Source organism: Allostella sp. (assembly GCF_041913585.1).
In the GTDB taxonomy this organism is placed as follows: domain Bacteria; phylum Pseudomonadota; class Alphaproteobacteria; order ATCC43930; family Allostellaceae; genus Allostella.
The window spans coordinates 1-11492 of record NZ_JAYSFE010000138.1; the positions used below are offsets into that span (position 1 = coordinate 1).

The window sequence follows — 11492 nt, forward strand, 5'->3', positions numbered from 1 at the left end:
CTGCTGCTGCGCCGGGCGCTGCCGCAGCGGGCGCCGGACACGAGCGACCTCGACGCCGCGGACGGCCTCGCCGGCACCGTGCTGATGATCGGATTCGGGCGCTTCGGCCAGGTCGCGAGCCAGGCCCTGCTCGCCCGCGGCTTCGAAGTCTCGATCCTCGAGAACGACCCGGAGATGATCCGCAGCGCCGCCGACTTCGGCTTCAAGGTCTACTATGGCGACGGCACCCGCCTCGACATCCTGGAAACCTCGGGGGCGGGACGGGTGCAGGCGGTGCTGGTCTGCGTCGACCGGGCCGAAGCCAGCAACCGCATCGTCGAACTGATGCGCGCCGAGTTCCCGCTGACGCCGCTCTTCGTCCGGGCCTTCGACCGCGAGCACGCGCTGCACCTGATCGCCGAGGGCGTGGAGTACCACATCCGCGAGACGTTCGAGTCGGCGATGGCCTTCGGCGAGGCGGCGCTGGTGCGGCTCGGTGTTCCGGTCGAGGAGGCGGCCGAGATCACGGCCGACGTCCGCGCCCGCGACCAGGAGCGGCTGGAATTGCAGGCGACCGGCGGCCTCTATGCCGGCACCGATCTCATGCGCGGCAACGTGCCGAAGCCCGGCCCGCTGACGCAGCCGAAGCGGAAGGGCCAGGTGATGTGCGGCGAGACGGCGACCGAGCTCGACGCGGCCAGCCTGCCCGAAAAAGCGCCTGTACGGGCATAATCCGGCAACGCAAGCTCGGACCATTCGCCGGGGAGAAACAATTCGTTTCCCCCGAGCCGGCTGGCGGCGACCGGACCCGAGGCCTCATATCTGCGTTCATCAGCGGAACGCATTTCGGAGGCTTCGCCATGACCCGGGTTCTCGTCCTCTACTATTCCAGCTACGGCCATATCGAGACCATGGCGGGCGCCGTCGCCGAGGGCGCCCGCTCGGCCGGCGCCACGGTCGACGTCAAGCGGGTGCCGGAACTGGTGCCCGAGGAGGTCGCGCGCCGCAGCGGCTTCAAGCTCGACCAGGCGGCGCCGGTCGCCTCGGTCCAGGACCTCGCCGACTACGACGCGATCATCGTCGGCACCGGCACGCGCTTCGGCCGCATGACCTCGCAGATGGCGAATTTCTGGGACCAGACCGGCGGGCTGTGGGCCAAGGGCGCGCTGCTCGGCAAGGTCGGCGCGGCCTTCACTTCGACCGCGACCCAGCATGGCGGCCAGGAGACGACCCTCTTCTCGATCCTCACCAACCTGCTGCATCACGGCATGGTCGTGGCCGGCCTGCCCTATGCCTTCCAGGGGCAGATGCGGGTGGACGAGATCGTCGGCGGCTCGCCCTACGGCGCGACCACGATCGCCGCCGGCGACGGCTCGCGCCAGCCGAGCGCGACGGAACTGGACGGCGCCCGCTTCCTCGGCCGGCACGTCGCGGAGATCGCCGGCAAGCTGGCGAAGTGAGCCCTGCGGCCGGGGCGGCTCAGCGCTCCGCCCCGGCCATCTTCCGCTCCTTGCGGGCGATGACGTGGTAGCCGATGCGCCGGAACGGCTCGGGCGCGATCCAGCTCGGCGTCCCGAACGCCTCGGTCAGGCCGGCATGCTCGCCATGGCCGGTCATCAGCTCGGCGAGGCGCTTGCCGAGCAGCGTGCCCTTGGTGATGCCGGCGCCGTTGCAGCCGCCGGCCGAATAGAGCCCCTCGTCGAACTTCCCCCACCAGGGCGCGCCGTTCATCGTGAAGGCGGTGGCGCCGCCCCAGACATGCTCCAGCTTGACGTGGGCGAGGTGCGGCCAGCGCGCCTGGTAGATCCGCGTGAGCCCGGCGCGGACCGCGCTCGGGCTGAGTTCGCCCTCGTAGGAGGCGAGGCTCCGCACCATCAGCCGGTCCCGGCCGAAGCGGCGGCAGGTCGTCCCCATCTTGTGCGGCGGCAAGATGCCCCAGTGCGTCATCGACCCGGTGCGCCCGGCATCCTCGGGCGCCATCGCCTCGGTCAGCGCCGCATAGGTGTAGGTCGCGACCGTACGGTCGACGAGATAGCCGAAATGCTTGACGTAGGCGTTGGTCGCGAGGACCACCCGCTCGGCCTCGACGGTGGCGCCGTCGAGCTCCAGGTGCCAGTTGCCGCGCCGGGAGAGCTTCTTCACCTGCGAGCGCTCGTGGACGGCGATCGCCTTCGGCAGGCTGTCGACCAGCCCGCGGATCAGGGCCGCCGGCTGCAGCAGGTAGGAGTCCGAGACCAGCAGGCCGCAGCGGTAGTAGGAGGTGGCGACCCGGTCGACGAGCTCCTCGCGGCCGAGGATCTGGTTCTCGTAGCCGAGCTCGTCGAGGACCGCGCTCGCCGTGCGGATGCGGCTCTCGCCGAGGTCGGTGGCGGCGCCGCGGATGACGCCGGCGCGGACGAGGCCGCAATCGATGCCGTGCCGCTCGACGATGTCCTTCAGCCAGTAGAAGCCCTCCTGGAGGAAGGGCGCGATCTTCTGCACCCGACCGGCGTTGGCGCGGGTCAGCTCCATCGGGAACTCGAGCGGCCGCGTGAAGCCGGAATTCCGGCCCGAGGAGCCTTCGCCGACGACCCCGGCGTCGAGCAGCATGATGTCGGCCGAGGGGTCGAGCTCATGCAGGCGGCGGGCGGCGGCGGCGCCCGTGTAGCCGGCGCCGACGACCGCGTACTTGACGCGATGGCGGCCGGCGGCTTGCGGGTTCGGCCGCCGCGGCGGCAGCATGGCGTTCCAGCCGGACGGGGCGTTGAAGTCGTGGACTCGGGAGCGGGTCATGGGCGCCGTCGCGTCGGGTGGGGGCGCGCGCGGACGGGGGCCGAGCGCGATGATCGATCGATCATGCGCCGCGTCCGGCGCCCCGTCGACCCGAAATGCGGCGCCCGCCGGCTCTCCTCAGGCGACGAATCGTAGCAGCTCGGCCAGCGCCGCGGGCGCGGTGACGTTCGGGCTGTGGCTGGCGTCGAGCGTGTGGAAGCTCCAGCCTGGATCGGCGCGGTAGCGGTCGGCGAACTGCCGGAAGAGGTCGAAGCCGGCCTTCTTCGTGCAGTGGATGTAGGTCCGCGGGAAGGGTGGGTCCGGGTTGACGATCCGGAGCTTCTGGACGAAGCAGCGGGCCGGATGGTGGCGCCGCCGCGGCGTCGTCCAGGCGAGGTCCTCGGGCGTCGCGTCCGGTGCCGGCGGCATCGGCGGGATGAGCCAGCCGTCGACCGGCTCGGCCACCTGGCCGGACCCGGCGAAGTCGCTGAGCGACTGGCCGTCGCCGGGGACGAAGGCGTCGAGATAGACGAGGCGGCGCACCCGGTCGGGCATGCGGTCGGCCACCCCCGTCGCGACCATGCCGCCGTAGCTGTGGCCGACCAGCACGAGGTCCTGCGCGTCCTCGTAGGCGATGACGTTCCCGATGTCGGCGATGTGGGTCTCGAGGTCGACCGCCGGGCTCGCCAGGTGCGCGCGCTCGCCGAGGCCGGTATAGGTCGGCGTCAGCATCGTGTGGCCGGCCTGTTCCAGGAGCGGGCGGACCCTGGCCCAGGACCAGCCGCCGGACCAGGCGCCGTGGCAGACGAGATAATTGGCCATCGCGGCATCTCCCTTCGGGGGCGGAGCGATCTCAGTAGTCGGCGACGATGGTGTCGGCGACGAAGTCGTCCATGAAGGCCGCCAGCCGGTCGTGCAAGGGCGTGCGCACATAGGCGGCGATCGCCGCCCGCGAGGCGAAGACGCTGTCGAGCACCAGCGTGTAGCCCTGGGCCTTGCGGGCGCCGTTGTCGACGAAGCGGTAGTCCAGGATCGCCGGGTCGGCGGCCCGCAGCGCCGCCGTGAACCCGTCGAGCCCGACGCGGTCGGCCGCGGTCAGCGGGCGCTTCAGCCGGAAGAGGCAAACGTGGCGGACTGGAGCAGCGTCCGCTGGCGGTCGGTCCATCGGGTCATCTCCTGCATCTGGCCGGCGATCGCGAAGAGGGCGCGCTCGTTGCCGAGACGGGCGGCGAACTGGGCACCGACCGGCAACCCCTCGGCGTTCCAGTGGACGGGCACCGAGCAGGCGGGACAGCCGGTCGAATTGTGGATCGAGGTGAACTCGCTCAGGCTCCGCAGCTTCGCATAGTAGGTGTCGAAGTCCGGCTCGCGCACGTCGACCGTGTCGATCGGCGGCGCCGGCACGGCGAAGGTCGGGGTCAGCAGCAGGTCCCAGGTCTCGAAGAACTCGCCGAGGACACGGCCGATGCCGTGGATGGTCAGGACGGCCGCGACGTAGTCGTCGGCAGTGAGGTGGCCTGCCTCCTCCGCCCAGGCGATGGTCGACGGCTCGAGGTCGTCGGCGGTCCACGGGCGGCCGAGTTCGCGGGCCCGGCGCAGCAGGGCGCCGCGGGCGTTGGCGCCGACCAGCGTCCGGGTCGCCCGCTTCAGCGCGGCCATGTCGACGGCCGGCCGCGCCGGCTCGACATGGTGGCCGGCGTCGGCGGCGAGCCGGGCCGCCAGTTCGACCGCCGCCACGCAGTCCGGATCGACCGGCCGGCCGTCATAGGTCTCGGTCAGCATGGCGATGCGATAGCGCTTCTCGGGCCGGCCGACGGCGCTGGCGAAGCCTTCCGGCACCGCCGGGGCGGCGTAGGGATCGCCCGGCGAGGGCCCATGGACGAGGTCGAGCAGCAGCGCGCTGTCGGCGACGTCGCGGGAGACGACGTGGTGGGCGGAGAGCCCGTTCCAGCCCTCGCCGAGCAGCGGGCCGAACGGGGTCCGGCCGCGGCTCGGCTTCAGCCCGAAGACGCCGCAGCAGTGCGACGGGATGCGGATCGAGCCGCCGCCGTCGGTCGCGTGCGCCGCCGGCACGATGCCGGCCGCCACCGCGGCGGCGGCACCGCCCGAGGAGCCGCCGCTCGACCGCGCGAGGTTCCACGGGTTGCGGGTCGGCCCGAAGGCAGTGGGCGCGGTCTCGCAGGCGAGGCCGAGCTCGGAGCTGTTGGTCTGGCCGAACGGGACCAGACCGGCGGCGAGGTAGCGCCGCGAGATCTCCGTGTGGGCCGGCGCCACCGCACCCCGCCAGAAGCGGCTGCCGGCCGACATCGGCTGGCCGCCATAGGCGATGCTGAGGTCCTTGTAGAGGAAGGGCACGCCGCCGAGCGGGCCGCTTGGCCCCTCCGCCGCCCGCCGCGCCGCCTCGCCGTACCAGGTGCGGACGATGGCGTTGATCTCGGGGTCGACCTGCTCGGCACGTGCCCGGGCGCAGGCGAGAAGCTCGGTCGCGGTCGCCTCGCCGGAGCGCACGGTCCGGGCGAGCCCGACGGCCGATCGGGACAGGTAGTCTGCGAGATGCATGGGGCTCCGGAACGGGGCAGGTCGGTGGGCGCGGCCAAGCCTAGCCGAGCCGCGCCGCGCCCGCACGCACGGACCGTCGGGCGACCGTCAGGCGATTGCGGTGGCGAGGTCGGCGAAGGCGCGGGCCTGGCTCGCGCCGTCGACCAGCGAGCTGTCGGCGACCCGTTCGCGGAGCGCGGGCCGGAGCGCGGCCAGCGGCGCCGGGTCGCGGGCGAAGGCCACGGCCTGCCGGATGTAGTCGGCCGGGTCGCGCGCCACGAAGCGCGCGAGGCCGGCGCGGCGCAGGTGGCTCGCGCTGTGCCGGCCGGCGATGCGGTCGCCGCGGAAGGTCAGCGTCGGCACGCCCATCCACAGCGCCTCCAGCGTCGTCAACCCGCCGCTGTAGGGGAAGCTGTCGAGATGGAGGTCGATCGCGCCATAGCGCTCCAGCATGCCGTCCCGGTCAGTGCGGCCCAGCAGTTCGACCCGCGCCGGATCGGCGCCGGCGGCGGCGAGGGTTCCGAGCACGCGATTGCGGGCCGGGGCGCGGTCGAGCGCGGCGGCCGAGACCAGGAGGCGGCTGCCGGGGGCCTCCCGCAGGATCTCGGCCCAGGCGGCGAGGGCGGCCGGGCCGACCTTCTCCAGCGCGTTGAAGCTGCCGAACGTGAAGGGGCCGGGGCGACGGTGCGGCTCCGGCGCGTCCCCCGGGGGATCGAAGCAGAAAGTGCCCGGGGCGAGCCGCAGCGGCCGCTCGACATGCCGGCCGTCCTCCTCGGGCGGGACGTGGTCGCCGTCGGTCAGGAACCAGTCGATCTGGGCGAGGCCGGTCGAGTGGACATAGTCGAGCCAGGTCGCCTGGACCGGCGCCGGCCGGCGGGCGAACAGGCCCAGTCGGTTGCCGGCGGTGTGGCCGTTGAGGTCGATCAGCAGGTCGATGCGGTCGGCCGCCACCCGCGTCGCCAGCGCGTCGTCGTCGAGCGGATCGGCGTCGACCCAGCGGTCGGCGAGACCGCGGAAGAGGGCGGTGCCGGCGTCGGGCTGGCGGACGACGGAATAGAGTGTGACCTCAATCCGGCCGCGGTCGAGCGCGCGCAGCATGGGCGGCAGGAAGGACAGGGTCGCGTGGCGGCGGAAATCGGCCGAGACGAAACCGACCCGGATCGGCCCTCCCGCCCGCGGCCGTCGGGCCGGGCGCGGTGCCCGGTCCGGGAACAGCGCGCCCGCCGCGCGATGCGCCTCGGCGAGTTCGGCCGCGCCCACCGAAGCGCAGTAGTGCATGGCGACCAGCATGCCCTGGCGCGCCCCGATCTTCGTCGGCGCGGCGTCGACGGCGGCGCGATAGACCGACAAGGCGCCCTCGGCATCGCCGAAGCGCATGCGCAGCGCGCCCAGATCCTGGAGCGCCGGCAGGAAGCGCGGGTCGAGGCGGAGGGCGGCTTCGAGATGGTCCGCCGCCGGCGCCCATTGCGCCGTCCGCCGGCAGACGGTGGCGAGCACCCAGTGGGCCATCGCATCCTCGCCCTCGTCGGCGAGGCTCCGGCGCGCGGCCCGCTCGGCATCGGCGAGGCGCCCGGAGCGCAGCGCCCGCGCCGCTTCCGTTGCCCCGATCATGGCCACCCGATCATGGCGCGGGGGCAGATCCTCTGGGGAGGGCGTACGCGCCGAGATAGCTGGCCCGCCAGCGCGCGTTCAGTTCGGTTCGCTGGCTGCCGACCGGAGCGTCCGGGAGGGAGAAGCTCGGCGGATCGGCCAGACCGGCGTGGCGGGCGGCCGCTCCGGCGACCGCCTCGCAGTCGGCGATCAGATCCTCGTGGTCGATCCGGTGGGCGGTCAGGCCATTGGCCTCGAACAGCATCTGCCATTCTCGGTCCTCCTCGAGCAGCGCGCCGACCCGTCTCTCGACGGACGTGTGCGACCAAGCGAGCGGAATGGGCTCGTCGACGCGATCACGGACACGGTTCCACCGTCCGGTGCGTTCGGCGATCTCGAGCGAGATCGCCTGCGCCAGTACGTCCCGTCGTCGGATCCAGATCAGCCGAGAGGTCCGCAGCAGCCTTCCCACCGCCTCCAGATGAAGCAGCGGCCGCAGGTCCTGGAAATGGACCTTCACGCCGAAAATGCCGTTCGGGGACGTCCGCCAGCGGATCAGGGCGCGCAGGTAGGCGGGGAGGTCGAGCATTCCCTCCGGAGAAAGCGCCCCCAGCCGCCGTGCCATCCTCGGCATCAGACTGGCCTTGTTGAAGTATTCCGCGGGAGACCCGAGCCGCCCCGTCGCCCGGAACAGTTCCGCCAGCAGGGTGCTCCCGGACCGTGGCGTCGAGCAGATCACGTAGGTCCGGGCCGGTCCCGACCACTCCGCGCAATCATATTCCGCCCGGAACAGGGGCAGGTCGCGTCCCTTCGGTCGCCCGGTGCGATCGATCGGCGGACTCCCCTCCTGCATCTCGGCAGACCTCTAGAACTGTGCCTCCTCCGAAAATATGACGGTTGCGCGACGGTCGGCAATCCGGCCGAGCCGCAATCCGGCCGAGCATCCCCCGTCCTGGCGATTTCCCGCACGCCGAGGCTGGCGGCGGCAGCCGGGGTGGCCGAGAATGGCGGCTCGGCCCGCCCCCTCCCGCCCGGAGACCTGCCCCGATGGACGATTCCCCGACCCCGACTCTGCCGCCGCGTTCGGACGCGGGCATCCAGTCCTTCTTCCTGCCGCCGGGCACGCCCGGCCGTCCGCGCATCGCGCGGGCCGAAGGCATCTGGCTCGAGGACACGGCCGGCAACCGCTATCTCGACGCCTCGTCCGGGCCGGTCGCGAGCAACCTCGGCCATGGCAACGCCAGGGTGCTCGATGCCCTGGTGGCGCAGGCGCGGGCGGCCGCCTTCGCCTTTCCGATGCAGTTCGAGAGCGCGGCCAATCTGGAACTGGGCCAGCGCCTGGCGCGGCTCTGCGGCCCCGGCCTCGACCGTGCCTTCCTCGTCTCCGGCGGTTCCGAGGCGACCGAGACCGCGATCAAGTTCTGCCGCCAGCATGCCGTGGTGACCGGCCAGGGGAGCCGCTGGAAGGTGCTGTCGCGCGAGCCCAGCTACCACGGCAACACGCTGGGCGCGCTCGCCGTCTCCGGCGATGCCCACGCGCACGAGGTGTTCGGGCCGCTCCTGCGCGCCGTCGACCGGGTGCCGGCGCCCTTCACCTACCGGCTGCCGGCGAACCACACGCCAGAGAGCCACGCGCGCGCCTGCGCCGCGGCGCTGGAGGAGGCGATCCTGCGCGAGGGGCCGGAGACGGTGCTCGCCTTCATCTTCGAGCCGGTGGGCGGGCTCGCGACCGGCGCGCTCGTCGCCCCCGACGTCTACTACCGGATGGTGCGCGACATCTGCACCCGCCACGGCGTGATCCTGATCTACGACGAGGTGATGAGCGGTGCCGGCCGCACCGGCCGCTTCCTCGCCGCCGACCATTGGCCCGATGCGCGGCCCGACCTGGTGACGCTGGCCAAGGGAGTGACCGCCGGCTACACGCCGATGGGCGTCATGATGGCGCCGGCCGCCATGGCGGACACGCTGGCCCGCGCGGGCGGCTTCATGCAGGGCTTCACCTATTTCGCCAACCCGTTGTCCTGCGCCGTCGGCTGTGCGGTGCTGGCCGAGATGGAGGAGCGCGACCTCCCGGGCAATGCCGATCGCATGGGGCGGCGCCTGCGCGCCCGCCTGGAGGCGCTCCGCGACCGCAGCCCGATCGTCGGCGACGTCCGCGGCCTGGGCCTGCTGATGGCGATCGAGATGGTCGCCGACAAGGACTCGAAGGCGATGATCCCGCTGGAGCGGATGGCGCCCTACCGGCTGCAGGCGCTGGGCCTGAAGCACGGCCTCGCCCTCTATTGCCGGCGCACCAACCGCGGCACCTATGGCGACTGGGTCATGGTGTCGCCGCCGCTCGTCGTGACGGCCGACGAGGTCGACCTGCTGGCCGACCGGCTCGACCGGGTGATCGACGACTATGCCGACGAACTCGCCGCCGACGGCGTGATCTGAAACCCGAGGGGACACTGCAGGCGATGACGGTTCCATTCATCGGCTATGCCGACCGCTTCTCCGTCCGTCCGGGCGGCCGCCTCGAGGTCAAGGTGTCGAGCGCCGCGGGCGGCAGCTTCGATGCGGACCTCGTGCGCGTGCGCCACGGCGATCCGAACCCGGACGGGCCGGGCATCCGCTACGTTCCACAGCCGTCGAACTTCGCCGGCACCTATCCCGGCCGGTTCCAGCCCACCCATCTCGGCTCCTACGCCCGGATCGCCGCGCCGGGGCTCGATACCGGCCATGCCTTCACCCTGGTCGTGCGCGTCCAGCCATGGCTGCTGTCGGATGCGCCGCGCACCGTGATCGCCCGACTCGACGCGGCCGGCGACGGCTGGCGTCTCGCCATGACCGCGACCGGGGCGCGGCTGACCGTGCGCGCCGGCGGCCGCGAGGCGACCGTCGCGGTCGCAGCGCCACCGGTGACGCGACGCTGGTACGAGATCACGGCCGCCGTCGGCGGCGGCCGGCTCGCCCTGGAGCAGCGGGCGCTCGCGGTCACCTGGGGCGCGCAGGACAGCGGTGCGGTGGCGGCGGCGGCCGACCTCGTGCCGGCCGGCGCGTCCGGCGCCCCGGTCACCGTCGGCGCCGCGCTGGCGAACGGCGTCGGCACCGACTGCTTCGACGGCCGGATCGAGGATCCGCGGCTCTATCGCGGCGTCCGCGCCGCCGGCGGGCCGCCCGACGGCGCCGACCCCGAGCTCCTCGCCTGGTGGGATTTCGCCCGCGGCATCGACACCCAGGCGGTCGAGGATGCCGGTCCCGGCCGGTTCGCGGGCGAACTCGTCAACCTGCCGACCCGCGCCGTCTGCGGCTCGCTGTGGACCGGCGAGGAGCATTGCTGGCGGCACAAGCCCCGCCACTATGCCGCGATCCATTTCCATTCCGACGATCTCGGCGATGCCGGCTGGGCGACGGACTTCACGGTCGAGGTCCCGGCCGACATGAAGAGCGGCGCCTATGGCGTGCGGCTCCGGACGGCGGGCTACGAGGACGTGATCCCGTTCTATGTCGTCCCGCCGCGCGGGCGGGCGACGGCGCCCGTCGCCTTCCTCGCCTCGACCTTCACCTTCCAGGTCTATGCCAACTACATGCGTTTCAACTGCGACGACGCCTACAAGGCGCGCCGTGCGGCCTGGAACGCCTATCCCTACCACCCCGACGAGCACCACGAGTTCGGCCACAGCACCTACAATTTCCACCCCGACGGCAGCGGCATCTGCCTGTCGTCGCGCCTCCGGCCGATCATCAACTTCCGGCCCGGATATCTCTCCTACGAGGACCTGCGCGGCTCGGGCCTGCGCCACTACCCGGCCGACACGCATCTCCTCGACTGGCTGGAGGAGAAGGGGATCGCCTTCGACGTCATCACCGACGAGGAACTGGACGCGGAGGGACTGGAGCTGCTGCGGCCCTACAAGGTGCTGGTGACCGGGACGCACCCCGAGTACCACACGCCGCGGACGCTCGACGCCATCCAGGACTATGTCGGCGACGGCGGCCGCCTCGTCTATCTCGGCGGCAACGGATTCTACTGGAAGATCGCCCGCAGCCCGGACCTGCCGCACGTCGTCGAGATCCGTCGCGGCGAGGGCGGCATCCGCGCCTGGGCGGCCGAATCCGGCGAGTACTACAACCAGCTCGACGGCACCTATGGCGGCCTGTGGCGGCGCAACGGCCGGCCGCCGCAGAAGCTGGCGGGCGTCGGCTTCTCCGGCCAGGGCAAGTTCGAGGGATCGTTCTACCGCCGCCTGCCCGCGTCCTACGACCCCGCGGTCGCCTGGATCTTCGCCGGCGTCGAGGGCGAGACGATCGGCGGTTTCGGCCTCTCGGGCGGCGGTGCCGCCGGCTTCGAGCTCGACCGCGCCGACCCGGTGCTGGGGACGCCGCCCAACGCCCATGTGCTCGCCCGCTCCGAGGGCCACCAGGAGCATTTCGTCACGGTTCCGGAGGAACTTCTGACGCACCTGACGACGGTCACGGGCGAGAAGCCGGAGGATCTGATCCGCGCCGAGCTGGTCTATTTCGACACGGCGAAGGGCGGGGCGGTGTTCTCGACCGGCTCGATCACCTTCTGCGGCAGCCTCTCCCACGGCGGCTACGACAACCAGGTCTCCCGCATGCTGGAGAACGTGCTGCGGCGCTTCATGGCCTGA

General features: G+C 72.5%; 10 protein-coding genes. 4 read left to right on the forward strand and 6 right to left on the reverse strand.

Annotation, left to right across the window (positions count from 1 at the left end):
* The coding region (locus ACE3Q3_RS20150; RefSeq protein ID WP_374449033.1) for an NAD-binding protein at positions 1-711 on the forward strand (711 nt) is incomplete at its 5' end.
* 128 nt (positions 712-839) lie between these two features.
* Entirely contained in the window at positions 840-1439 is a 600-nt protein-coding gene (wrbA, locus tag ACE3Q3_RS20155; protein ID WP_374449034.1) for an NAD(P)H:quinone oxidoreductase, read from the forward strand.
* A 19-nt stretch (positions 1440-1458) separates the two neighbouring features.
* Here wrbA and ACE3Q3_RS20160 read toward each other — a convergent pair whose 3' ends face one another.
* The 6 genes from ACE3Q3_RS20160 to ACE3Q3_RS20185 form a co-directional block, all read right to left on the reverse strand.
* The gene (locus ACE3Q3_RS20160) at positions 1459-2751 is read right to left on the reverse strand and encodes an NAD(P)/FAD-dependent oxidoreductase (RefSeq protein ID WP_374449035.1); all 1293 of its coding nucleotides are present in this window, start codon (positions 2749-2751) and stop codon (positions 1459-1461) included.
* Positions 2752-2868: 117 nt separating this feature from the next.
* Positions 2869-3552, reverse strand: a complete 684-nt coding sequence (locus ACE3Q3_RS20165; protein ID WP_374449036.1) for an alpha/beta fold hydrolase — start codon at positions 3550-3552, stop codon at positions 2869-2871.
* A 31-nt stretch (positions 3553-3583) separates the two neighbouring features.
* Positions 3584-3895 carry a Dabb family protein gene (locus tag ACE3Q3_RS20170; RefSeq protein ID WP_374449037.1) on the reverse strand — a complete coding sequence of 104 codons (312 nt, stop codon included), beginning with the start codon at positions 3893-3895 and terminating at the stop codon, positions 3584-3586.
* The gene (locus ACE3Q3_RS20175) at positions 3838-5289 is read right to left on the reverse strand and encodes an amidase (protein ID WP_374449038.1); all 1452 of its coding nucleotides are present in this window, start codon (positions 5287-5289) and stop codon (positions 3838-3840) included. Before ACE3Q3_RS20175 ends, ACE3Q3_RS20170 begins: the two co-directional genes overlap by 58 nt.
* A gap of 87 nt (positions 5290-5376) precedes the next feature.
* The gene (locus tag ACE3Q3_RS20180; protein ID WP_374449039.1) at positions 5377-6879 is read right to left on the reverse strand and encodes a hypothetical protein; all 1503 of its coding nucleotides are present in this window, start codon (positions 6877-6879) and stop codon (positions 5377-5379) included.
* A gap of 10 nt (positions 6880-6889) precedes the next feature.
* On the reverse strand, positions 6890-7711 hold the full coding sequence (locus ACE3Q3_RS20185; protein ID WP_374449040.1) for a Stf0 family sulfotransferase: 822 nt from the start codon (positions 7709-7711) through the stop codon (positions 6890-6892).
* A 194-nt stretch (positions 7712-7905) separates the two neighbouring features.
* On the opposite strand from ACE3Q3_RS20185, the gene ACE3Q3_RS20190 reads away from it, so the two are divergent.
* Both ACE3Q3_RS20190 and ACE3Q3_RS20195 read left to right on the forward strand, forming a co-directional pair.
* Positions 7906-9294, forward strand: coding sequence for an aspartate aminotransferase family protein (locus tag ACE3Q3_RS20190; RefSeq protein WP_374449041.1), 1389 nt, complete (start codon positions 7906-7908; stop codon positions 9292-9294).
* Between the two features lie 23 nt (positions 9295-9317).
* On the forward strand, positions 9318-11492 hold the full coding sequence (locus tag ACE3Q3_RS20195) for a N,N-dimethylformamidase beta subunit family domain-containing protein (RefSeq protein WP_374449042.1): 2175 nt from the start codon (positions 9318-9320) through the stop codon (positions 11490-11492).

What these genes read in the sequence shown, in the direction of transcription:
- wrbA (WP_374449034.1), top strand. Translation starts at nt 840, where the DNA reads ATGACCCGGGTTCTCGTCCTCTACTATTCCAGCTACGGCCATATCGAG.
- ACE3Q3_RS20160 (WP_374449035.1), bottom strand. Translation starts at nt 2,751, where the DNA reads ATGACCCGCTCCCGAGTCCACGACTTCAACGCCCCGTCCGGCTGGAAC.
- ACE3Q3_RS20165 (WP_374449036.1), bottom strand. Translation starts at nt 3,552, where the DNA reads ATGGCCAATTATCTCGTCTGCCACGGCGCCTGGTCCGGCGGCTGGTCC.
- ACE3Q3_RS20170 (WP_374449037.1), bottom strand. Translation starts at nt 3,895, where the DNA reads ATGGACCGACCGCCAGCGGACGCTGCTCCAGTCCGCCACGTTTGCCTC.
- ACE3Q3_RS20175 (WP_374449038.1), bottom strand. Translation starts at nt 5,289, where the DNA reads ATGCATCTCGCAGACTACCTGTCCCGATCGGCCGTCGGGCTCGCCCGG.
- ACE3Q3_RS20180 (WP_374449039.1), bottom strand. Translation starts at nt 6,879, where the DNA reads ATGATCGGGGCAACGGAAGCGGCGCGGGCGCTGCGCTCCGGGCGCCTC.
- ACE3Q3_RS20185 (WP_374449040.1), bottom strand. Translation starts at nt 7,711, where the DNA reads ATGCAGGAGGGGAGTCCGCCGATCGATCGCACCGGGCGACCGAAGGGA.
- ACE3Q3_RS20190 (WP_374449041.1), top strand. Translation starts at nt 7,906, where the DNA reads ATGGACGATTCCCCGACCCCGACTCTGCCGCCGCGTTCGGACGCGGGC.
- ACE3Q3_RS20195 (WP_374449042.1), top strand. Translation starts at nt 9,318, where the DNA reads ATGACGGTTCCATTCATCGGCTATGCCGACCGCTTCTCCGTCCGTCCG.